At 62.1% G+C, this 24,080-nt stretch carries 14 protein-coding genes; 5 read left to right on the top strand and 9 right to left on the bottom strand.

Annotated features, from left to right (window positions below; all coding sequences use genetic code 11):
• Positions 1–117: 117 nt before the first annotated feature.
• Positions 118–1,446 (bottom strand): tRNA (N6-isopentenyl adenosine(37)-C2)-methylthiotransferase MiaB, encoded by a 1,329-nt coding sequence (gene miaB, locus ACWNZ1_RS20670; protein ID WP_178084284.1) that lies wholly within the window; start codon positions 1,444–1,446, stop codon positions 118–120.
• A gap of 133 nt (positions 1,447–1,579) precedes the next feature.
• Here miaB and ACWNZ1_RS20665 point away from each other — a divergent pair, with 133 nt between their 5' ends.
• Positions 1,580–1,909: a DUF1820 family protein gene (locus ACWNZ1_RS20665; protein ID WP_003185742.1), complete on the top strand. Its 330-nt coding sequence runs from the start codon at positions 1,580–1,582 to the stop codon at positions 1,907–1,909.
• Positions 1,910–2,050: 141 nt separating this feature from the next.
• Here ACWNZ1_RS20665 and ACWNZ1_RS20660 read toward each other — a convergent pair whose 3' ends face one another.
• The 4 genes from ACWNZ1_RS20660 to ACWNZ1_RS20645 form a co-directional block, all read right to left on the bottom strand.
• Positions 2,051–2,605, bottom strand: a complete 555-nt coding sequence (locus tag ACWNZ1_RS20660; protein WP_135847321.1) for a tetratricopeptide repeat protein — start codon at positions 2,603–2,605, stop codon at positions 2,051–2,053.
• Positions 2,606–2,822: 217 nt separating this feature from the next.
• Positions 2,823–4,106 (bottom strand): glutamate-1-semialdehyde 2,1-aminomutase, encoded by a 1,284-nt coding sequence (gene hemL, locus ACWNZ1_RS20655; RefSeq protein ID WP_265072410.1) that lies wholly within the window; start codon positions 4,104–4,106, stop codon positions 2,823–2,825.
• Between the two features lie 23 nt (positions 4,107–4,129).
• Positions 4,130–4,756, bottom strand: coding sequence for a thiamine phosphate synthase (gene thiE / locus ACWNZ1_RS20650; RefSeq protein ID WP_135847319.1), 627 nt, complete (start codon positions 4,754–4,756; stop codon positions 4,130–4,132).
• A 17-nt stretch (positions 4,757–4,773) separates the two neighbouring features.
• Entirely contained in the window at positions 4,774–5,571 is a 798-nt protein-coding gene (locus tag ACWNZ1_RS20645) for a hydroxymethylpyrimidine/phosphomethylpyrimidine kinase (RefSeq protein WP_135847318.1), read from the bottom strand.
• Between the two features lie 348 nt (positions 5,572–5,919).
• Between ACWNZ1_RS20645 and ACWNZ1_RS20640 the strand changes: the two genes are divergently transcribed.
• The 4 genes from ACWNZ1_RS20640 (at position 5,920) to ACWNZ1_RS20625 (ending at position 12,395) form a co-directional block, all read left to right on the top strand.
• Entirely contained in the window at positions 5,920–8,304 is a 2,385-nt protein-coding gene (locus ACWNZ1_RS20640; RefSeq protein WP_135847317.1) for a hybrid sensor histidine kinase/response regulator, read from the top strand.
• A gap of 73 nt (positions 8,305–8,377) precedes the next feature.
• On the top strand, positions 8,378–10,027 hold the full coding sequence (locus ACWNZ1_RS20635) for an acyl-CoA dehydrogenase family protein (RefSeq protein ID WP_135847316.1): 1,650 nt from the start codon (positions 8,378–8,380) through the stop codon (positions 10,025–10,027).
• Positions 10,028–10,189: 162 nt separating this feature from the next.
• Positions 10,190–11,689: an AMP nucleosidase gene (amn, locus tag ACWNZ1_RS20630; RefSeq protein ID WP_178084283.1), complete on the top strand. Its 1,500-nt coding sequence runs from the start codon at positions 10,190–10,192 to the stop codon at positions 11,687–11,689.
• A gap of 139 nt (positions 11,690–11,828) precedes the next feature.
• Positions 11,829–12,395, top strand: a complete 567-nt coding sequence (locus tag ACWNZ1_RS20625) for a pseudouridine synthase (RefSeq protein ID WP_178084339.1) — start codon at positions 11,829–11,831, stop codon at positions 12,393–12,395.
• Here the strand turns inward: ACWNZ1_RS20625 and ACWNZ1_RS20620 are convergent.
• The 4 genes from ACWNZ1_RS20620 to ACWNZ1_RS20605 all read right to left on the bottom strand — a co-directional run bounded on the left by ACWNZ1_RS20620 (position 12,390) and on the right by ACWNZ1_RS20605 (position 24,072).
• Positions 12,390–12,599 (bottom strand): DUF2788 domain-containing protein, encoded by a 210-nt coding sequence (locus ACWNZ1_RS20620; protein ID WP_046815823.1) that lies wholly within the window; start codon positions 12,597–12,599, stop codon positions 12,390–12,392. The two genes, ACWNZ1_RS20625 and ACWNZ1_RS20620, sit on opposite strands and share 6 nt — an antisense overlap.
• A 216-nt stretch (positions 12,600–12,815) precedes the next feature.
• Entirely contained in the window at positions 12,816–13,295 is a 480-nt protein-coding gene (locus tag ACWNZ1_RS20615; RefSeq protein WP_135847313.1) for an Lrp/AsnC family transcriptional regulator, read from the bottom strand.
• 335 nt (positions 13,296–13,630) lie between these two features.
• On the bottom strand, positions 13,631–14,335 hold the full coding sequence (locus ACWNZ1_RS20610) for a hypothetical protein (protein WP_456027859.1): 705 nt from the start codon (positions 14,333–14,335) through the stop codon (positions 13,631–13,633).
• Positions 14,336–14,430: 95 nt separating this feature from the next.
• Positions 14,431–24,072: a hemagglutinin repeat-containing protein gene (locus tag ACWNZ1_RS20605; RefSeq protein WP_456027858.1), complete on the bottom strand. Its 9,642-nt coding sequence runs from the start codon at positions 24,070–24,072 to the stop codon at positions 14,431–14,433.
• Positions 24,073–24,080: the final 8 nt, after the last annotated feature.

Raw genomic sequence — 24,080 nt, 5'->3', positions numbered from 1 at the left:
CTTGTGGGAGCAAGGCTTGCCCGCGATGAATGCAACTCGGTCCCTCAAGAATTGAGGCGCCTGCATCGCGGGCAAGCCTTGCTCCCACTGGTTCTGCTTTCACAGGGGATCGGGGTGTTACTGGATCAACGAACCGCGCAACGAGTGCGGTTGCGCGGCGTCGATGTGCACGTCGGCGAACTGGCCGATCAGGGCTGGGGTGTCGCAGCGGAAGTTGACGATGCGGTTGTTTTCGGTCCGCCCTTGCAACTCGCCCGGGTCCTTTTTCGAGTAATCGGTCACCAGGATCCGCTGGACGGAGCCGACCATTTGTCGGCTGATCTCGAAACCTTGCTGGTTCAAGCGGTGTTGCAAGGCGTTGAGCCGTTCTTTTTTCACTTCTTCGGGAGTTTCGTCCGCCAGGTCGGCCGCCGGGGTGCCGGGGCGTTGGCTATAGACGAAGGAATAGGAGAAGTCGAAGCCCACGTCTTCGATCAGTTTCATGGTCTGCTGGAAATCTTTTTCGGTTTCGCCGGGAAAACCGACGATAAAGTCCGAGCTGATGCAGATCCCCGGTACCGCTGCCCGTAGCTTGCGCAGCTTGGATTTGTATTCCAGCGCCGTATGGTTGCGCTTCATGGCCGCGAGGATCCGGTCGGAACCCGATTGCACCGGTAGGTGCAGGTGCTTGACCAGTTCGGGGACCTCGGCGTGGGCCTGGATCAGGCTGTCGGAGAACTCCAGCGGGTGCGAGGTGGTGTAGCGGATGCGGTCGATGCCATCCACCGCCGCCACCACGCGGATCAGTTCGGCGAGGTCGGCCAGGCGCCCGTCGTGGGTCAGGCCGCGATAACCGTTGACGTTCTGCCCCAGCAGGGTCACTTCACGCACGCCGTGTTCCGCCAGGTGGATGATCTCGGCAATCACGTCGTCGAACGGTCGGCTGACTTCCTCGCCCCGGGTGTAGGGCACCACGCAGAACGTGCAGTACTTGCTGCAACCTTCCATCACCGACACATAGGCACTTGGGCCGTCGATGCGTGGTTCGGGCAGGTGGTCGAATTTTTCGATCTCCGGGAACGAGACGTCCACCTGCGGCAGCTTGGTGCTACGGGCGGCGTCGATCATCTCCGGCAGACGGTGCAGGGTCTGTGGGCCGAAAACCACGTCCACGTACGGCGCGCGATCACGGATGGCGGCGCCTTCCTGGCTGGCCACGCAACCGCCCACGGCGATGACCATTTCCGGGTTGGCCAGTTTCAGTTCGCGCCAGCGGCCCAGTTGGGAATACACCCGATCCTGGGCGCGTTCGCGGATCGAACAGGTGTTGAGCAGGATCACGTCCGCGTCTTCGGCGCGGGCGGTGACTTCCAGGGCCTGGTGTTCACCCAGCAGATCGACCATGCGCGAGCTGTCGTACTCGTTCATCTGGCAACCGTGGGTTTCGATGTAAAGCTTCTTGGCCATGGAGGGGGTCATCACGTGATTCAAAGAACCGCGCATTATAGGGAACAAGTCCTTGGGTTCCTACCGCTGTGCGAGCAGTGGCTATGCTATAGTTCGCGCCCTCATTTTTACCCGCCGATGTGTTTCGCCAGCCATGACCAAACGTGAAGCTCCAATCTACAAGGTGATTTTCCTCAACCAGGGCCAGGTGTTCGAAATGTACGCCAAGCAGATCTATCAAAGTGATCTGTGGGGCTTCCTGGAAGTGGAAGAGTTCGTCTTTGGCGAGCGCACGCAAGTGGTCGTCGATCCGAGCGAGGAAAAGCTCAAGGCGCAGTTCGAAGGCGTGGTGCGCAGTTTCGTGCCGATGCACTCGATCGTGCGCATCGACGAAGTCGAGCGCCTGGGCACCCCGAAAATCAGCGAGGCCCGGGGCGCGGTCGGCAACGTGATGCCGTTTCCGATGCCGATGCCTGAGAAGTAAGGCTAAACACCGAGTTACCCTCATTCGCGAGCAAGCCCGCTCCCACACTGGATTGTCTGTGAACACGTTATTTGTGGGCACCGGAGATCATGTGTGGGAGCGGGCTTGCTCGCGAAGGGGCCGGTAAGGCCATCGCATTAATCAGGGCAACGGCGAGAAGGGCGTGCGCCCGTCGGCGTTCTGCAATTCCATCAGGTATTTGCGGAAGATCTGTCCCAGCACCTGGGTGGCCACTTCCAGCTCGTCGCGGGGCATTTTCTCGGCGACTTCGTCGGCGGTGTCCAGGGCGTCTTCGGCGCCGTTGACCGCCGCCATCTTCAAGACGATGTAGGCCTGGACATTATTGGCCGGCACACCTTCACCATGAAAGAACATGCCGCCGAGCTTGAATTGCGCCTGGGCATGGCCTTGCAGCGAGGCTTTTTCGAAGTAGTTGAGGGCTAGCTTGAGGTCGCGCGGCGCAGCTTTGCCTTCGTAGTAGAACTCACCCAGCTCGTATTGCGCTTGTGCATCACCTGCGTCCGCCGCTTTTTGACAGGCGTCGAGTGCCGATGCGAGATCTTGTGGCTGGGTATTGAGCGTGCAACGGCCCAGCGCCGGGATCAACAACGAGTTGCCGCCTGCCTGGGCATTCGCGAGCAGGGGCTGAAGGAGCAACAGGCAGCCCAAGGCAAGGGTGCGGCCGGTGCGGTTCATGGGAATCGACTTACCTCTGAGGGGCGCGCGGACCCTCCGGGGGATCCAATAAGCGCGCATTATGAAATAAGCAGGGCCATCCTTACAAAGTCTTTACTCGTTTTTCTGCTGCGAGGGAACCTCAACGGCCGCTTCGAGGGTAAATACGTAGGAAAAGGGCGCAAGGTTGTCGGTGATAACTGACGCCGGTGTCAGCCAGCGTCAGTTATCCACAGGCTTATTTCAGTGCAGCGAAAGCCCGCTCGGCGGCGTCGAGGGTGATTTTCAGCTCGGCCTCGCCATGGGCGATGGAGGTGAATCCGGCTTCGAACGCGCTCGGTGCCAGGTACACGCCGCCGTCCAGCATCAGGTGGAAGAAGCGCTTGAAGCGGTCGGCGTCGCTGGCCATCACGTCTTCGAAGGTGACGATGTCATCGGCACCACTGAAATACAGGCCGAACATGCCGCCGGCCTGGGTGGTCACAAACGGGATGCCGGCCGCGTCGGCGCGAACCTGCAAGCCGTCGAGCAGACGGGTGGTGTAGTCGGTCAGTTCGGCGTGGAAGCCCGGACGGCTGATCAAACGCAGGGTGGTCAGGCCGGCGGCCATGGCCAATGGGTTGCCCGACAACGTGCCGGCCTGGTAGACCGGGCCCAGCGGTGCGATGCATTCCATGATGGCGCGCTTGCCGCCGAAGCAGCCCACCGGCATGCCGCCGCCGATGATCTTGCCGAAGGTGCTCAGGTCCGGCGTCACGCCGTAATGGGCCTGGGCGCCGCCGAGGGCCACGCGGAAGCCGGTCATCACTTCGTCGAAAATCAACACCACGCCGTGCTGGTCGCACAGGCTGCGCAGGCCTTCGAGGAAACCCGGTGCCGGCGGTACGCAGTTCATGTTGCCGGCCACCGGCTCGACGATGATGCAGGCCACGTCCTGGCCAACTTCACCCAGCATCGTCTCGACGGCTTCGAGGTCGTTGAACGGCAGGGTCAACGTGTGTTTGGCGAACGCCGCCGGTACGCCAGCCGAACTCGGCACGCCTTGGGTCAATGCGCCGGAACCGGCCTTGACCAGCAGGCTGTCGGAGTGGCCGTGGTAGCAGCCCTCGAACTTGATGATGCTGTCGCGCCCGGTGAAGCCCCGCGCCAGGCGGATTGCGCTCATGGTCGCTTCGGTGCCGGAGCTGACCATGCGCACCATTTCCATCGACGGCACGATCGAGCAGACCAGGTCGGCCATTTCGGTTTCCATCGCGGTCGGAGCGCCGTAGGACAGGCCATGCACCAACTGCTTGCGCACCGCGTCGAGCACTTCCGGATGACTGTGGCCGAGGATCATCGGGCCCCACGAGCCAACGTAATCGACATAACGCTTATCGTCTTCGTCGGTCACGTACGCGCCTTCGGCGTGCTTGAAAAACAGCGGGGTGCCGCCGACGCTCTTGAACGCACGAACGGGCGAGTTCACGCCGCCGGGGATGTGTTTCTGGGCGTTGGCAAACAGGGTTTCGGAACGGGACATGGTTAGGCTCTCGAAAGCGGAAATTATTTGATCTGCAGCAGATCGTTGAAAGCGCGGGCGCGGCGCGTCACTTCCCCGCTGCTGTCGGCACCGAACAGGCCGTGGACCACCGCCAGCAGATCGACGCCGTGGGCCACCAGTGGGGCGGCGTTCTCCAGGGTGATACCGCCAATGGCGCAAATCGGAACATGCAGTTTGCGGCGGGCCTGTTCCAGCAGTTCAAGGTTTGCGCTGGGCGCGCCGGGCTTGGTGTTGGAATTGAAGAAGCGCCCGAATGCGACGTAACTGGCACCTTCGGCGGCGGCCTGTTCGGCCAGTTCCAGGCTCGAATGACAAGTGGAGCCGATGATCGCCTGGCGCCCCAACAGTGCCCGCACCGGCGCCAACGGGCCATCGGTCTGGCCCAGGTGCACGCCGACGCCCAGGCGTGCGGCCAGCTCTGCGTCGTCGTTGATGATCAGTTGAGTCTTGTAGCGCTCGCAGAGGTTGCGCAGCGCTTCGGCTTCGCGCAGGCGCCGGGCCTCGTCGCTGCTTTTATCGCGGTATTGCAACAGGGTGACGCCGCCGTCCAGTGCCGCTTCGACATAAGCGAGGAATTTGCCGGCCAGCAGCTGGCTGTCGGTGATGGCGTAAAGGCCACGTAATTTCATTCCACAGGCCTCCAGTGCTACGAGCAGAAATCCAGCGGCAGGCGACGCGGTACGAACTGGCCTTTGCCCAGTTGTTCGGCATCGCGCAGGGTGCGCCAGGTGTAATCGAGTGCGGTCTTGACGGCGCTGGCGAGCTGTTCGCCCTGGGCCAGCCGACCGGCCAGGGCGCTGGCCAGGGTGCAGCCGGAGCCGTGATAGCTGCCGGGCAAGCGCTGGCAGGTATAGGTTTCGCGGCGACCGTCGCGGCTGTACAGGCGATTATGGACTTCATGTTCGTCGCCGTGACCACCGGTGATCAACAGGTGTTTGACGAAGGGCAGCAGTTTTTCGGCGCACTCGTCGGCGCTGCCCTCGGGCAGTTCGGCGAGGATGCGTGCTTCCGGCAGGTTGGGGGTGGCGATGATGGCCAGGGGCAGCAGGCGTTCGCGCATGGCGTAGCCGACTTCATCCTTGCCCAGTCGCCCGCCACCGCCGGCGCGTAGCACCGGGTCGCAGACCATTGGCAGATGCGGGTGTGCCTGGAGCAGTTCGACCACGGTGTCGACCATTTCCAGTGAGCCGAGCATGCCCAGCTTGACCGCCGCCACTGGCGAATCGTTGAGCACGGCGTTGGCTTGTGCCAGCACCCACTCGCGATCGAGCACGCGGAAATCGCTGACGTTGACTGTGTCTTGCACGGTCAACGCGGTAACTGCCGGGGCGGCATGGCAACCCTGGGCGAGCAGGGCTTCGATATCTGCCTGCAAGCCGGCGCCACCACTGGGGTCGTGGCCGGAGAGGCAGAGGACAACGGGGCGAGAGCTGTAGATATTCATGGTGCGCGAGCTTACCACCAAACCCCTTGAAGCGGCGCACACCTGTGGTGGGGGAAATTTACGCGATGGAGGGGTTTATCCGTGACGAAGGGATAAATCCCCTCGCCAGGGTCGGGCCCGGCGCCAGGCTTGTTTCGCAAGTTGACCAAAGCAACAGCTCTATCTCAATGCTTGCCGCTGGAACGCCCGTTCTAGAGCCTTCTGCGGGAAAGATTTCAATGGTGCAAATTGGCCATCAACGGCTATGCTAGAGATGGATCCAACTCATAACAGGTAATGCCGGTTTTACGTCTACTCAGGGAATGGGGGGCTTCCTGACTCAACCGGACAGGCCACGCTGGGGCTTAAATGCGCTATTTGCTGATATTGCTGCTGTGCTTGTCCCCCTTGGCGAGCGCCCTCGAATTCGATGAGTTCACTCAAAGCCTGCCTTTGGGTCATGCCCTGCAAGTATTCGAAGACACAGAAGGCACGGCCACCCTCGATGATGTCCTCGCCCAGGCTGCGGCGGGTGGCTTCAAACCCCATGATAAAGAGACGCTGAACGCTGGCTATTCACGGTCGGCGTTCTGGCTGAAAGTCGATTTGCATTACCGCCCCGGCAATCCGGAGGCCCAACGCACGTGGCTGCTGGAACTGGCGTATCCGCCGCTGGACCACCTCGACTTGTATCTGCCAGACGCCGCAGGGGCCTATCGCCTGGTGCGCCAGACGGGTGATGCATTGCCCTTCGCCAGTCGTGAAATTCACCAGAACAACTACCTGTTCAGCCTGGCTTTCAAACCCGATCAACAGCAGACCGTGTACCTGCGCCTGCAAAGCCAGGGGTCGATCCAGGCACCGCTGACGCTGTGGTCGAGCACTGCTTATCTCGAACAACAGCCGTTGCGTTTGTACGTGCTGGGGATCATCTATGGCGTTTTGCTGGGGATGCTGGTCTACAACCTGTTCATCTACCTGAGCGTGCGGGACACCAGCTACCTTTATTACATCGTCTATATTGCCTCGTTCGGCCTGTATCAGTTGTCGGTCAACGGCGCGGCGGTGGAGTACTTCTGGCCGGACAACCCCTGGTGGGCTAACGCCGCGACGCCGTTCTTCATCGGCTGCGCGGGCCTGTTTGGCAGCCAGTTCGCCCGCAGCTTCCTGCAAACCGCGCAATACAGTCGCTGGCTTGACCGCCTGCTGCTGGCGCTGATTGCCTACAGCGCGGTGGTGGTGGGGCTGTCGCTGATGACCAGCTACGCTCTGGCGCTGCGCCTGGCAACGGCGCTGGCGCTGGTATTCACCGTGGTGATTTTTTCCGCCGGGGTGTTGGTCTGGTGGCGCGGCCTGCGAGTGGCGCGCTATTTCATCATTGCCTGGTCGGCGTTTCTGTTGGGCGGCATCGTCAACACGATGATGGTGCTTGGCTATCTGCCGAACGTGTTCTTGACCATGTATGCCAGCCAGATCGGCTCGGCCATCGAAGTGGCGCTGTTGTCCCTGGCCCTGGCCGACCGCATCAATGCCCTGCGCGAGCAGCAGGCCCAGACCCTGTTCGATGCCGGACAGAAACTCGAAGTGCTCAACCGGCAATTGGCCCACGGCAACAAGCTCAAGGACGAATTCCTCGCCACGTTGACCCACGAGCTGCGGACGCCAATGAATGGTGTGATCGGTTCCCTGGAGTTGATGGAAACCGTCGAAATGGACGAGGAACTGACCCAGTACCAACAAACCGCCGCCGGTTCGGCGCGGGACATGATGCGCATGGTCAACGGCATCCTCACCCTTACCGAGTTGCAGGCCGGCAAGCTCAAGGTCTATCCGGCGCCGTTCAGCCTGCGCAGTGTGATCGATGCCTTGGAGGTACAGTTCGCCGCCAATGCCGAGGCCAAGGGGCTGGATTTCAAGGTTGAAGTGAGCCCGGGCCTGGCGGATCGATTGCTCGGTGACAGCGGCAAACTGGCCCAATGCCTGGAGTGCCTGCTGGACAACGCCATCAAGTTCACCCGGGTTGGCGGCCTGGCGTTGCGGGTCAGCGGCCGGCCGATGGGGCGCGATCACCTGGTGCTGTCGTTCGCCGTGATCGACACTGGTATCGGCTTTACCGACCTTGGAGAGGCGTCCTTGTACCAGCGCTTTTTCCAGCTCGACGGTTCAATGACCCGTGAGTATGGCGGTCTCGGCGTCGGTCTGGCGATCTGCCGGCAATTGGTGGAACTGCTGGGCGGACGCCTGACCCACACCTCCGAGCCAGGTCGCGGCAGTCGTTTTCAGCTGGACGTCGAGTTTGAAATAGCCTTGTCAGCGGCGGTCCCCACGGCGTTTTCGTTCGGTGGGCGCCAAGGCTCGCGCCTGCCCCAGGATTGCACGGTGCTATTGGCGGATGACAACAGTATCGATCGACTGGTGATGCGCGGCATGTTGCTCAAGCTTGGTTACCGGGTGCGCACCGCTGACAGTGGGCGCGCGGCTTTGGACTTGTTGCAGGGCGAGAGCTTTGATGCAGTGTTGCTTGACTGCCAGTCGCCACCGCTGGACGGTGTGTCGGTCTGTTGCCAGATCCGCACGCTGTCCGGCTGCGAGGATTTGCCGGTGCTGGTGGTCAGCCCGAACCTGGATCATGAGCATTGTCCGTCGGGCGCCTTGATTGATTACCTGGGCAAGCCGGTGAAATTCGAGGCATTGCAGGCGACTCTGCAGCGCCGGGTGCTTTGCCCGAAGCAGGGTGAAAGCGCCGGCATTTAGGCGGGTATGACACTTTGTTCGGTTGGGGGGCGGTGCTTAACTGAACTCTGCTGGCCGACCGAGGAGCCCCGTCATGAACCTGCACCAGTTCGCCGAAACCCACGACGTCACCAATCAGCCGCCGTCCCTGGACGGCGCCAACCTGTATCGCATCGACCTGCCGCTGCAGCAGTGGTCGCAGCGTTTCGGTGCTGGCTGGGCGCAGGCGCGGATCGATGAATACGGTGCGCTGGCCGGTGGGCCGCTGATGGAAGCAGGGTTCCTGGCCAATCAGAACAAACCGGTATTTTCCAGTCACGACCGGTATGGCCATCGCATCGACCTGGTGGAGTTCCATCCTGCCTATCACCAGTTGATGCGCACCGCCGTCGAGCATGGCCTGCCCAGCTTGCCGTGGGCTGATCCGCAACCCGGTGCCCATGTCGCTCGTGCCTCGATGACCTATTTGCACAGCCAGGCGGAAGCTGGCACCGGCTGTCCGCTGACCATGACCTTCGCCAGCGTTCCGGCGCTGCGCCTGCAACCGGACCTGGCCGAGCACTGGGTGCCAAAAGTGCTCGCCACCGAGTACGACCCGCGTAACATCGGCATGGCCCACAAGGCCGGGGTTACCCTTGGCATGGCAATGACCGAAAAACAGGGCGGCACCGATGTGCGGGCCAACACCACCAAGGCCTATCCGGTGGGCGCCAGCGGCCCGGGCCAGGCCTATGAATTGGTGGGGCACAAGTGGTTCTGTTCGGCGCCGATGTGCGACGCCTTCCTTACACTGGCTCAGACCGACAAGGGCCTGACCTGTTTCCTGCTGCCGCGCCATCGCCCGGATGACACCCGCAATCAGTTCTACATCCAGCGGTTGAAAAACAAACTGGGCAATTGCTCCAATGCCTCCAGCGAAGTCGAGTTTCGCGGCGCCTTGGCCTGGATGGTCGGTGAAGAAGGGCGCGGTGTGCCGACGATCATCGAGATGGTCGCCATGACCCGCTTCGATTGCATGGTCGGCTCCAGCGCCCTGATGCGCCAGGCCCTGACCCAGGCCAGCCACCACTGCGCGCACCGCAAGGTCGCTGGCAAGTTGCTGAGCGAGCAGCCATTGATGCAAAACGTCCTGGCTGATTTGGCGTTGGAAAGCGAAGCCGCCCTGGCCTTGAGCCTGCGCATGGGCCAGGCGCTCGATCACTTGAATGACGAGCATGAGGCCAAATTCGCCCGGCTGGTGACGGCGGTGGGCAAGTACTGGATCTGCAAGCGCGCTCCCGCGATGATCAACGAAGCCGCCGAATGCATGGGCGGTGCCGGTTACGTCGAAGACAGCATTCTGCCACGCTTGTACCGGGAAGCACCGGTCAATTCAACGTGGGAGGGCTCCGGCAACGTGCAGTGCCTGGATGTGCTGCGGGCCTTGTCCAAGGAGCCCGGTGTGCTGGAAGTGCTATTCACCGAACTGGGGGACGGCCATGGCGACAAGCGTCTGGCCGGGCACATCGATCAGTTGCACGCCGCGTTCAAGGACACCGATGACATCCAGTACCGCGCCCGGCAATTGACTGAAGACATCGCCGTCGGTTTGCAAGCCAAGTTGTTGTTGGAAGCGGGCAACAGCGATGTCAGCGATGCCTTCATCGCCAGCCGCCTTGGCTCGGCTGGCCGGGCGTATGGCGCCTTGCCTCGGGGCTTGCAGGTCGAAGCCATCGTGACGCGCTCCACCCCACACGGCTTTTAGAAACGACACATACCCCTGTGGGAGCGAGCTTGCTCGCGAAGGCGTCGGCACATCCAACATTTGTGGTGACTGACACTCAGCTATCGCGAGCAAGCTCGCTCCCACAGGGAATCGATCGAGTCCACTACGCCACTGTTCCCGTCGGGCGGCGATGCAGGCAAGATGAAGGCCTGCAAGTCAGAACACAGGAAGCTGATCGTGACCGAAGCGTTTATTGTCGTTCAAACCGCCGAGCAAGCCGTGGACCGGCTGGCCGCCCTGCACGAGCGTGCGACCACCGCGCTGAACCAGGCGCTCAAGCGTTACCTCAAGGATCGCGTCGAGCCGGATGCCGAGCAACGTGCGTTGTTTCGCTATCCGGCCTTGCGCCTGACCTATCACTGCCATGGCGAGGTCCCGCAAACCACGCGCGCTTACGCCAAGGTCCAGCTGCCGGGCACCTACAGCGTCACCGTCACCCATCCTGCTGCGTTTCGTAAGTACCTGCTGGAACAGCTGGTCCCGCTGATGCACGACTTTACCGTCACCGTGGAAGTGGGTGTCAGCGAGCAGAACATTCCGTACCCGTACGTGGTGGAGCAGGGCGATGAACTGGCCGGCTCCGGCGTAACCGCCGCGGTGCTGGCGCGGGTGTTCCCCAGCACTGACCTGTCGGCCGCCACCGATGGCATCGCCGACGGCCTCTATGACTGGGAAAACACCGACCCGCTGCCCCTGGCGCTGTTCGACGCCGCGCGGGTGGATTTCTCCCTGCGCCGGCTGGTGCATTACACCGGCAGCGACTGGCGTCATGTGCAGCCGTGGATCCTGCTGACCAACTATCACCGCTACGTCGACCAGTTCATCGTCCATGGTCTGGAGCAGTTGCGCAGCGATCCGCGTTTTGTACGCATGGTGCTGCCGGGCAACGTGATCATCGACAAGGACATGGACCACGGCGAAGCCTCGGCCATCGCTGCTGGCGTGGTCTGGCACCGCTACCAGATGCCGGCCTATCACCTGCAAGCCAATGATGGTCATGGCGTGACCCTGGTGAACATCGGCGTCGGTCCGTCCAACGCCAAGAACATCACCGACCACCTGGCCGTGCTGCGGCCGCATTGCTGGCTGATGATCGGCCACTGCGGCGGGTTGCGGCAGTCCCAGACCATCGGCGACTACGTGTTGGCCCACGCCTACATGCGCCGCGATGGCATCCTCGACCGGGTGGTGCCGCCGAACATTCCGATTCCGGCCCTGGCCGAAGTGCAGATGGCCTTGCAGCAAGCGGCGGCCAATGTCACCGGAGAAAAGGGCGACGAGCTGAAGAAACGCCTGCGTACCGGCACCGTGCTGACCTACGACGATCGCAACTGGGAATTGCGCTGGGCCCAGGAACGTCCGCTGATCAACCTGTCCCGCGCCGTGGCGGTGGACATGGAAAGCGGCACCATCGCCGCCCAGGGGTATCGCCTGCGGGTGCCGTACGGCACGTTGCTGTGCGTCTCGGACAAACCGTTGCACAGCGAGATCAAGTTGCCGGGTTCGGCCAACGCCTTCTATGAGCGGGCGGTCAACCAGCACCTGAAGATCGGTATTGCGGCCTTGGACCTGCTGCGTACCGAGCTCAACTCGCTGCATTCGCGCAAACTGCGCAGCTTCGACGAGCCACCGTTCCGCTGATCGGATGGTGGTCATTTAACGGTCGGGCCACTAGCATGGTCGGTCCTGACCGTTAGATGTTGTGTTCGCCATGTCTCGTCCCCCACGCCCTGTTTCCCGCCGTCCTGGCGCGAAGCCCCCAGCCTCCGCCCCGCGCCGCGTGGCCAAGGCCCCGCCAGCCGAGCCGAAGCTGATCCTGTTCAACAAGCCCTTCGATGTGCTGACGCAATTCAGTGACGGCGAGGGGCGGGCGACGCTCAAGGATTTTATCGATGTGCCGGGCATCTACCCGGCCGGGCGGCTGGATCGCGACAGCGAAGGGTTACTGTTGCTGACCAACGATGGGCAATTGCAGGCACGCATCGCCGACCCCAAGCACAAGCTGGCCAAGACCTATTGGGTACAGGTGGAGGGCGAGCCGAGTGCCGAACAATTGCAGCGTCTGCGTGACGGCGTGGAGTTGAACGACGGCATGACCTTGCCGGCCGAGGCGCGCCAATTGGATGAACCGCAATTATGGCCACGCAACCCGCCGGTACGCTTTCGTAAAAGCGTGCCCACCAGCTGGCTGGAACTGGTGATACGCGAAGGGCGCAACCGCCAGGTGCGACGCATGACCGCTGCGGTGGGCTTGCCGACATTGCGCCTGGTGCGGGTCAGGATCGGCGACTGGACAATCGAAGGGCTTGATCAGGGCCAGTGGAAAGAAGTGCCGGCGCGCTTATAGCGTCCCGGTCTCGATCAGGCCGATCACCACGCTCTTGATAACGAACGCCGCCACGCCGAGCCCCAGCACGAAAAACAGAATGAACGAGCCGAAACGCCCGGCCTTGGACTTCTTCGCCAGGTCCCAGACGATGAAACCCATGAAAATGATCAGGATGCTGACCAGGCCGGTCATCATCCACTCTTCGAAAACAGCAGGATCCATCGGGCACTCCGGCGTGGTCGAGGTTGAAAAGGCGTGGCGAGTATACGGCATGGGGGGAGGGCGAGGGATTGGCCTGCGGCGGTGTGTCGCAGCTATTCATCGGCTGGGCTGACGCCATCGCGAGCAAGCCCGCTCCCACATTTGAACTTTTTTGTAATCACCAATCCGCGTTCACACCCAATCCTTGTGGGCGCGAGCTTGCTCGCGATGGGGGCTTCAGCTACGCAGATGAGTCAACGGCAGTTCGGTGCTGTTGAGCACCTGGTTCAGCACAAAGCTCGAACGCACGCTGGTGACGCCATCGATCCGGGTCAGGTGCCCCAGCAGCAGCTTCTGGTAATGATCCATGTCCGGTACCACCACCTTGAGCTGATAGTCGGCATCCATGCCGGTCACCAGGCTGCATTCGAGCACTTGCGGCAGGTTGCGGATGGCGGCTTCGAAGTTCTCGAAGCGCTCGGGAGTGTGGCGGTCCATGCCGATCAGCACATAGGCGGTCAGGCTCAGGCCCAGCATCTTGCGGTCGAGCAGGGCAACCTGGCGGGAAATGTAGCCGTCGTCCTCCAGTTGCTTGACTCGTCGCGAGCAAGGTGAGGGTGACAGGCCGATGCGTTCGGCCAGTTCCTGGTTGGAGATGCGCGCATCGCGCTGCAATTCCGCCAGAATGCTCAGGTCGTAACGGTCGAGTTTGCTCATCAGTCGGGCCTTTATCTTGATAATTGCGGTGGATTATCTATCTAGGGTTAAAAATTGCGCAAGAGCTGTTTATTTACGCAATCTTCGCAATCATCTGTCGGCGCCCCAGGCTTATTCTTATCACCAAGATCACTGCTCGGACAAACAGTCCAGTGCAGCCCGCCCAATCAGGCCGGCTGCGGTCGCAGCGCCCACCGGCGCTGGCAGACCCCCGAGCTGCACACTGTCCAGAAGACGGCGTGAGGTGAGCCGACGTCAAAAGCGTCGAGCACGGACGAAATTCTCAAGGGGAGGCCGACGGGCCTCCCTTTTTTATTGGGCAGATTCTGCTTTGGCTAGGGCACGTCATACCCGCAGGCGCGCAAGCGCTGGCGGGTCAGGCGTTTGTCCGGGTAGTCGGCGCCCCAGTTCAGGTGCTGGTCATAGCGGGATTTGACGTGGGCGCAGGCGGCTTTGATTTTTGCGTCAGCCTCGGCCAGGGCGGCATCGGACAGGCGATTGATTTTCAGGCCCTGGAAAAACGGCAGGATAAAGGCCTGATCCAGGTCATAGCCCTTGGTGCCTTCGGCCAAGCGTTGGCCGGCGCGGACATGGAACGGTTGCCTCAGGCCGCTCTGGTTTTCCCAGCACCAGTACTTGACGACCTCCTCCCAGGAGCCCGTCGGGCTGTGCCAAACGTTATGAAAACGCAGGCACCGCATCCCTTGACGAGTGACCCAGTCGATCTCCTGTGGGCGAGGCTCGCTCGAATACAGATCCATCTGAGCCCGTTTGTTTTGCAGAAATTGCTCGGGAGCATAGAGGTCCTCTACGTTCCCATCGAGCATGCCCTCTACGATCAGGAACAGTGACGACGCCAAGACCTCAAGCTCACCGGAACGAAAGTTGCCGGAGGTGCCCGCCGACAGCACGTCGCGGCGTTTGTCGTAGGTAAAGCCACTTTTGATCGTGCCGCACGTGGTGTGTCGCAGCGGCTCGGGCAGGTCATAAGAGAAGCGAGGACTGAGGGTAACCCGCTGTTCTCCTACTTCACATAACATGCGGCTCAACCGCCGATCGTCCTCGTGCACCAACGGTGTCTGCCCGCAGCCCCAAAGGGTCACGGGCAGTAATAGCAGGGCAAGTCGGCTCAGCGTCAAAGTGAAGCGCCGAAGGCATTGCCATTCTTGTCGATAAAGGTCGGTACGATATAGGTCTTGCTTCTGGTTCCGTCCGGGTTGGTGGTCGTGCCGTTCCTGAAGTCCTGCTGCAATTGACTGGCGCCGTTTCCGCACATCGATTGAACCTGGCACAGGTAGTTGGAATGCGGGCTGTCTTTACCCATGAGGCCAGGGAGGGTGAAGACGGCCCCCAGGAAACGACTGATCGGGTCGCTGGAGTTCATGGCGTTGCGTCCCAGAAGGTCGGACACCGAATCGGTCATCGGCAACATCCCGAAGAACACCTGCTTGTCTGGCCGGTTGACCTGGAACACTGCATTGTCGGTAGTGTTGAAGCCGGCTTTTTCCGCTGCGGTGAAGAATTTTTGCGCGTATACCGGCGCCCCTGAAAGCTGGATGCTGCCGGCGTTTTGGCCAAAATCCAGGCCTTCGAGTGCCCGGTAGGTGAGCAACGCCCCCTGGCTATGGCCGACCAGGTCCAGCTTGAAGCCCTGGTCGATGCCTGCCTGGTAGAACTCATGCAACTGCTGGGCGTTGCCGGAGCGCTTGATGCCGCCCAGGTTCACGTCCCATGCCGATTCCAACAGGTCGCCGAGGAAACCATGTTCCGGGTTGTAGGCCTGCATATAGTTGTCACGGCCGGTTTGCATACCGCCATTGACCAGTGCCGCCTCGAACGCATTCTGGATGCCGTTGGTGGCAATCGCTCCCGGCGCGTCGGGACGCAGGATCATGTCGAACTTGGTCTTGGCCAGGTCCAGCAGCGGCTTGCCGGTTTCCGGGTCCATGGCAACGTTGCCGTTGGCATCTTTCTGATAGACCAGTTCGGTGCGGTAGAAGCTCATGTCGCCACTGAGCAGCACGGGTAACTGCGTGGCTACGCCACCGTGGCTGATCACGCCTGGCATCAGGCCCAGGGTTCCGTATGAGGTTTTGTCCATGGCGCTTTGCATCACACCCGGAATCCAGGCCAGAGGTGCCAGGCTCGGATTTTCAGCAAGCGCCTGCTCAGTGGCCTTGGTCAGGTTGCCGTAGTTCTTGAACAGATCGGAGCTGTTCTTGCCATAGTCCTGCAGCCCTTTTTTCCACCGATCCAAGGTTTGCGACGGGTTACCCACCGAGTTCAGCGACGACTCGCTCACATAGAGTTCGGTACGCTTTTCCTTGTCCTTGGTGATGTCATAGGCCTTGGTCAGATCGCGGTTGAGGCCGCCAGTGGAGTCTTGCCCGGTAACCGCGTCGTTGCGCACGATGATGTTGCCCGCGCCGACGGTGGCGCGCACATCCTGCTCGCGCTCCTTGCGGTAGTCGTAGCCGCTCACGCTCCAGCCATTGAAGCCTTCCTTGGGCGCGCCGCTCAGGCTCTTGTCGCCGGTGAAGGCCACGTCCTTGCCGCCGGTGGCCTTGGCGCCGTTACCTGCTTCCGCCCCCCAACCAAAGGCACCGCCAACGTTGACGTAGTAGCTGTGCTCCTTGTCTACGCCATTGATGTCACGGAAGCCCAGGGTGTTGGTGTCGAGCTTGAGCTTGCCGTTGTCGGCGGCGATCAGCGCGCCATCGATCTGGGTGTGTTTCTCGGTGCGGATATCCACACCGTTTTTACCGGTGATGCTGGTTTGCTGTTCAACCCAGTTGGTCTTGCCGGTGGTCTTGCCCGCCCCCACTGAACCGCTGACGCCACCGCCACCGGCCAGGCCGATGCTGACGGTGACGCTGGCATCGAACTGCTTGCCGCTGACTTTGCCGGTGTCTGGCACCGACGACACCAGCAGGTCGCCGCCGACGCGGCCAACCACTTCGTCGGCGCGCAGGTTGGCGCCGGCGATGGTGGTGTCGTTGCCGCTGTTGAAGCGCAGTTGGTTGCCTGCGTACAGGTAGGCGGTCTGCTGTTTCTCGGTTTCCCGCTCCAGCTTGCCCTTGCCCATGTCGACGCTGGCGTAGACAGCGATGAAGTCCTTGCCACCCAAGGCGATGCCGACTTCTCCGCCACCGCTGCGCCGGGTGGATTCGCTGTCGGAGTCGTTCTGTGCGGCGCGGATGGTCAGGTCCTTGCCGGCACGCAGATCGATATCGTGGCCGGCAATCACCTGGGTACCGATCATGGTCAGGTTCTCACTGGCCTCGATGTTGGTATCACGCCCGGAGAGCAGTACGCTCGGGTTGTTGGTGCCCTGGGTCATTTCTTCGCTGGCCACGCCGTTGCTGCCACCGATCCCGGCGCGGGCACTGCCGCCGCCGCTCTGGCCGTTGATGCCGCCCTGGCTGCGGGTGGTCTGGCTCTCCTGGTTGATTGCGCCACGGGCCACGTCGAGGTTGACGTTCTTGCCCACCAGGGTGATGTCGCGCCCGGCCTCGAACTGACTGCCGCGCACATTGAGGTTGTTACCGGCCACGGCGTTGATATCACGCCCGGCGCTCAAAGTGGACGGGACGTTGTCGCGAATTTCCGAACGCGAGCTGGTGCCCTGGCTGGCCGAGCCAAGGTGAGTGGCGCTGGTCGGCCCGGAAGTGAAGGAGTTGATGGCGTCCACGGTGCTGAGCACGCTGGAGGCCTTGCTGACGTTGTCTTCACCTTTGCCGGTGCCGTTGATGGCGTCCATGGTGTTGCCATAGTTGTGGCTGATGTTGGCGGTCAGGCCATTGCGGTTGCGGGTCTTGCTGCGCTCCTGGATGAAGGTTTCATCGGCGGCATCGACATTGATGTCGCGTGTGGCCTGCAGGCTGATGTCGCGCCCGGCGTCCAGGCCCGCACCTTCGAGGGTCAGGTCGCGCCCGGCCTGGACGGTCATGTCCTGGCCGGCCACCAGTTGGCTGCCGGCGGCAGTCTGCTGGGCGGCTCGGGATTTTTCCTTGGTCGCTTCGCGCCCGGCAAACGCAGTGAAGCCGTTGCGATCGCTTTCCAGGGACAGGCCGCTCTGCTTCGTGGATTTCCAGTTGCTCTGGTCCTGGCTGTTGCTGCCGGCCAGTACGTTGACGTCGCGCCCTGCGCCCACTTGCAGGTTACGCCCGGCCTGGGCGGTGCTGCCGATCATGTTCACGTCACGGATGCTCTGTACGGTGACATCGCGGCCAGCGGTGACTTGGCTGCCGACACTTTGGGTCTGCAGGTTTGCCTGCCCGGATTTCTTCGCCGAGGCGATGGAAATGAAGTTGCCGGAGGTGCTGAAGCCAACTTTGCTTTTGTACTTCTCGCTTTGACTGGTGGACTCGTTGGCTGCGTCCATCAGGTTGACGTCGCCGTTCTTGTCGACCATCCCGGCGCGCAATTGCGCATCGCGCTTGGCGTCGACACGGCTGGCGGACAGGTTGACGTTACCGCCAGCGACCACCACGGCATCGTTTCCGGCGCTCAGCTCGCTGCCCACTTGGGTGATGCTGCTGGAACTGCGGCTATTGCCGCTTTTGCTCAGGCCGAAGCTGCCTTTTTTCTTCATGCTGTAGCTGCTGTCGGTCTGCTCTTGCGCCGACATCAGGTTCACGTCGCCGGCACCCCCCACCAGCAAGTCGTTGCCGGCCTTGAGCTGGCTGCCGATCACGCTTACGTCGCGGCCACCCGTGAGGCCGATACGTCCGTCCTTGTCCTGGGTGACGTTGACGGTCAGGTCGTGTCCGGCCTCGATCTGCGAAGCCACGTTGCTGGTCGCCGAGTCCGCGCTCTGGGTGGTTTTGCTTTTGCCCCAGGAACCTTTTTTCTTCTGGTAGAAGGTCGAGGACTGTTCGTCCTGGGCCGAGACAATGGCTATGTCATTGCCTGCATTGAGGGCCAGGTCATGACCGGCCTTGACCTGGCTCGCCACGACCGCCATGTCACGTCCGGCGTTCACTTCCAGGTTGCCGCCAGTGGTCACGCTGGAGCCGAGGGTCTTAACCGTGTTGTTGGTCACCAGGCCACGGCGGATCGCATTCTGGGTGAAGGTGTGATCCTGCACCGCGAGCATTTCCACGTCGCGGCCGGCATTGAGCGTGGCATTGCCGTCGCTGTTGATCTGGCCTTTGTTGGTCAGGTCGCGTCCGGCGCTGACATTCAATTGCTGGCGGGCACTGATCAGGCTGCCCTGATCCAGGTTGGTCCGCGAGCCGGAACCGTAGAGCACTTCCATGGCGGCGCGCTCGTTGACGACGTCGCCTTTGACGGCGGTGAGGTCGACCTGATTGCCACGTACTTCGCCGCCCAGGGCGTTGCGAATACTGTTCTGGGCCATCAGGCTCACACGCTCGCTGGCTTGCGTCAGACCGCCCTGATAGAGATTGTTCCCCGCCTCTGCCACCAGGTTGCTGCTGGCCCGCAGGGTGCCGACGTTGGTCAGGTCGTTGCCGGCCATCAGGTTAATATCCCGGGCCTGCACCAGGCTGCCGCCGCGCAGGTTGCGCGACTCGGCCTGGGCCAGGTAGAGCACCGGCACCAGGACTTGCTGGCCCTGCACCTGGCGGGTCTCCATCCAGACAATGTCGTGGGTCAACGCCGCCACTTGCTGGGCGCTCAGGGCTACGCCGACGCTCAGTTGCAACGAGTTCTTGGCGGCGATGGCGTTATCCATCAGGTACTGGTATTGCTCGTAGTCGCTGGTCAGGCTGGCGGCGAGGAAGCGCTGACCGGTCTGAGCCAGCACCGCTTCGCGGATCAGGCGGGTTTCGTACAAGCCATCACCCAGGCGACGCCAGCTGCGGTCGTCGTTGTAGCCCAACAGGCCCAGCATGTAGTCGGAGCTCATGAAGCGCGAGAGGTTGGTCAGGTTGGGGTTGGTCTCGATCAGGTAGCGGCTGTCCGGGTTCTGGCTACGCACGAACAAGCCATAGTCACCTTCCGGCAGTCGATAGGTGGCGAGCGCTGTGGGGTCGACGGCGGCGAAAGGTACGCCGGCAAAGTCCACCGGTACAAAGCTGAGCTGGGTACTGCCGTCGGCAGTGACACGCTCGACGCGCCGTACATCCGCCGCCACCTGGGTGCTGCCGCCACTGCCCAGGGCATTGACGGTGATGGTCTGGCCACCGACCAGGCCAACGGTGTTAGCCAGGCTCTGGCCGGTCAACTGGGCGCTGGCCTGTTGAGTCAAGGTGCCGTTTTCCAGGTTGCCGGTGACGGTGAGGTTCAACTGGCGACCGGACTGCAAGGTCGAGGCGTAACCCGTCTGGGTGCCGTTGTGTACGACGCTGCTCTGGCCGATGAGCGGGTACTGGGTGATCGCCGTTGGAATCGGTTGCTGCTGGTCCGGGGCGCTGCCGGCGTTGGCCGCGTTCCAGGCATTGGCGTTGGACTCTGCCCAACGGAAGTCGCCCTGTTTCACCCCGTGCAGGAAGTAAGTGGTGCTTTCGACACGCTGGTCGAGGGTCGCCCCACGGTTGTAGAAGTTTGTCGCGTTGACGAATGCGTCGCGGTTGGCGGCGAGCAGGCTTTGCTTGTTTTCCACCGTACCGGCATTGATCAGCAGGTCACGTCCGGCAATCAGGCGTGCGCCCGGAGAGTCCTGGATGATTTTTCCCAGGTAGGTGCTGTTGACGATAAAAGTCGCGGTGTGGTGCTTGCCGGAGCAGTCGGTACAGTTGATGTCGATGCGGCGGCTGACAAGGGATTCGCCGATCTCGAAGGTGTCCTTGGTGTTTTCCAGGTTGGCGACATTGAGGTTCATGTCGCCTTCGCTTTCGATGTTCGCCGAGCGGTTGCTCAGGCTGTTTGCCTGGCCACCGTCGAGGGCGGCGAAGCTCAGGTTGCCCTTGCTGTAGATGTCGCCGTAGAGGTTGCTCAGGCTGGCACCGCGCAGGTTCATGTCGGCGCCGCTGTAGATCAGGGTATCGGCTGAGGTGCTGATGCCGTTGCCCGCGAAGATGTCCACCTGGCCAAGGGCACCGAGGGTTCCGCGGTTGCTGACTTGTGCCGCGTGGATCTTGAGATTCTGGCTGGCGATCAGGCGCCCCAGGTTGTCCAGGTTGCCGCGCAGGTTGAGGGTGGTATCACCGGCACTGGCGATACGTCCGCCATTTTGGGTCAGGTTCCCCGCCGAGAGGCTGACGGCCTTGGCCGCCGACAGCAGGCCGTCATTATTCAGGTCGCCGGTGAGCGTCAGGCTCAGGTCGCCGTCGCTGAGTACTTCGCCGCTGTTGTTCAGGGTTGTGGCGCTTAACATCAGGTTGCTGGCACTGGCGATGCGGTCACCGGCCAGCAGGTTGAGGTTGTTGCCCACGGCCACATCCAGAGCGCCATTGAACTGCAGGCGCCCGGTGCCATTGATCGAGCCAATGTCCACATCGCCGTGGCCCAGACCCGTGATGCTGCCCTGGTTGCCGCTCAGGCTGGCGAGGTCGATTTTGAGCAGGCCTGCTCCGGTGTGTTCGACGCTGCCGGCAAGGTTGTTCAGCGCGCCAGCCTTGAGGTTGAGGGCCTGGCTGGTGACGCCGATGGAGCCGCTCTGGTTGTTCAGGTCACCAGTGAGCAGAATCTGACTCAGGTTGCCGCCAATGGCGCGGATACGGCCAGTACTGTTATTCAGGTTGTCGCCGGTTAGCAACAGGTTGCCGCCCGATTCGATCAGGCCGGTCTGGTTGTAGGTGCTCACAGCGTTGAGGCTCAGGGTCCTGGCGCTGATTTCACCGCCCGCGCGGTTGTCCAGAACCTGGCCCTGGCTGCTGAGTAGGCCTTGGGCATAGAGGCGGCCGGCCTGGTTGGTCAGGTTGTCGACCAGCAGTTTCAGGTCGCCGACCTGGGCGTTGATGAGCCCGGCCTTGCCTGCCAGTGCGCTGTTGTCCACAGAGGCGGCCACCACTTCGGCGCTGTCACCTTGCAAAGCACCGCCCTGGTTGTTCAGTGTGCCTTGATTAAGCTGTAGATCGGCGTGGCCGCCGCGCGCCAGCACCAGGCCTTCGCTGTTATTCACGGTGGTGGCGGTGATTTTCAAACCCTCGGTGCCGGACAGCAGTTGGCCCTTGCGGTTATCCACCACCGTACCCTGCACATCCAGGCGTTTGCCAGCGAGGGTACCGCCCTGATTGTCAAACTGTGTGGCCTGGGTCACGCGAACTGCCGACTCGCCACCGTCGATCAGGCCCAGGGCGTTGTTCAATACACCTGAGACCACCAGTTCAATCGTACCGCCGGTGGCAATCACCGAACCTTGTACGCTGTTGTCCAGGTTGGAGACGTTGGCCCCGACGCTGCTGCCCAGCAGCACGCCGCCGTGGTTGTCGATGTCGCTGCCATTGATCTGCAAATGGCCGTCGCTCTGCACACGCCCCTGGTTGTTGAGCAATTGCCCCCGCGTCATGCCCTGGTCCTTGAGCGTCAGCAGCGCACCCCCGGTCCCGGCCAGCAGCAAGCCGTTGGCGCTGTTGTCGATGCGCCCTGCGCCAACGGTCAGTTGATCGCCCACCACGCGGCCGCCGCGGTTATCCAGCAAGCCGCTTTGAGTCAGCAACAGTTGCTTGCCGACGATCACACCTTGCTGGTTGTTCAACGCTGCGGCGCGTACGTCGAGGTCGCCGACTTTGGCTTGAAGATGACCGGCGCTGTTGTTCAGTTGCTGGGCCACGACCATTGTCAGCTTGCCGGTTTCGGCGCTGAGCACGCCTTGGGTGTTCTGGCTGAGGCTGTCCAAACCCACGCTGAGCTGGCCGCCGTTGACGTTGCCCTTGAGGTTGTTCAGATCCCGGGCAGAGAGAGTGGCGACACTTGTGCCCTGCAGCAGGCCTTCGGTGTTGTTGACGTCCTGGGCGGTAAGGTCCAGTTGATCGGCGCTGATCTTGCCTTGCTGGTTGTTCAGGGCACCTTGGCTGACCAGGGTCAACTGCTGGCCCACCAGTGTGCCGCCCAGGTTGTCCACGGTCCCGGACTTGACGGTCAGCACGGAGGCCGCCTGGATCCGACCGCCCTGGTTGATCAGGTCTTGAGTCACGGTCAATGCGTTGTTGCCAAGTTCGGCACTGATCAGGCCATTGGCGCTGTTGTCCAGGCGTTCGGCGGTCAGCTTCAGGTGATCGGCGACGACTTTGCCGCCCTGATTCAGCACCCTGGCGGCGCTGACATCCAGCAGGCTTTGGGCTTGCAGCACGCCGCCGGTGTTGTCGAGTTGGCCGCTGACCTTGAGGTTGGACTGGCCGACACTGGAAGCGATCAGGCCACCTTGGTTGTCCAGGCGCTCGGCGGTCAGTTGTAGTTGATCGGCGATCACCGAACCGCGCAGGTTGGTCAGTTGTCGAGTGTTGAGTTCGAGGTTGCCACCGGCCAGTTCGAGATGACCGTCGGTGTTGTCCAGGCTGTCGAGATTGAGGGTGGTGGACTGGCCGTCGCCGAAGCGGATCAGAGCGCCCAGGTTGACGATGGCCGGAGTCAACAGAGACAGCGTGTTCAGACCCAGCACCCGCGCCGAGGTGCCCTGGTTGACCAGGCGAGCACTGGTCAGGCCAACGTTGGCGCCCTGGATGATGCCGTTCTGGTTGTCGATCACCTCGCTGGCGTCTACTGCGAGGTTGCGGCTGGCGACGACGTTACCGGTGTTGGTCAGTTGTTTGGCGGTGATGGTGACGTCGCCGCCCTGGTTGCGGGTGTTGTCCGGGTTCACCCCGGCTTCGACGATTCCGTTGTTGATGACCTTGCCGGCGCTGGTGACGGTGACTTTGTCGCGAGCGGCAATGCTCTTGCCCACCGTTACATTGGCGCGGGTGTTTACGCTGACCTGGGTGCCAGCGTAGACCTTGCCTTGTACGTCCAGGCTTTGTCCGTTGACGGTGATGGCCTGGTTGGCGCTGGCGTTGTTCATGCTGACCTTGCCGCTGGCGTCGATCTGGATGTCGCCCACGCTGGCCGCCATGTCGCCCGCCAGGCGCACGCCCACACCTTTTTCGGTACCCACCAGACGAATCGCACCGGCGTACATGCCGCCCAGGGCCGAGCTATCGATGGCCAGCTCGGGTTTTTCGCTACCATCCTCGGCGCGGGCGGTGGCGCTCAGATTGTCGGCGCTGACGTCGTTGCGGCCAGTCACCACATTGAGGTTCTTCGCATAGATATTGGCGTTGAGTTTGGCGCTGCGGGTAATCAGGTCGAACTGGTCGACGTCACTGGCATCCAGGCCTGCACCTTCGATGCTGATATCGCCACCGTCGACCTGGAAGCTGTCCAGGCGCTGGCCGTCCATGATGGGCTTGCCGGTGGTCAGGGTGGCGCGTGGCGTGTTGATAAAGCCGCAACCGCTGCAGGTGATGCCGTTGGGGTTGGCGACGATGACGCGTGCCGCTTGCCCGGCCACTTCGGTATAGCCGGCCAAGTGGCTGCGATTGCCACTGGTGATTTCGTTGAGGATGACCTGTGCGGCCTGGCCCTTGAGATTGCTGTTGCCGACGATGATGCCACCCAGTTGGGTGCTCTGCGTCTTGCCGGTGGCGTTGTTGAGGATCACGCCGTTCTTGCCGACGTTGTAGTCGGTGAACTTGTTGTGGGAAAGCCCGCTACCATTGGCGCCGTTGATGTTGATCACCGGCACGCCGTTACCCGCCGCCCCAATGGTCGTCTTACCCCCCGCTGCCGCGTCGACCGCAAGACCTGCCGCCGCCGCGACGATGGGATTGAGGAACACAATCGAGGCCAAAGACAGGGCAATACTCTGAGACAGGGGGCTACGAACGTCCATGTGAAAGT

The organism is Pseudomonas sp. CFBP 5748 (genome assembly GCF_053850495.1).
This window is presented reverse-complemented; position numbering and strand designations above follow the sequence as displayed.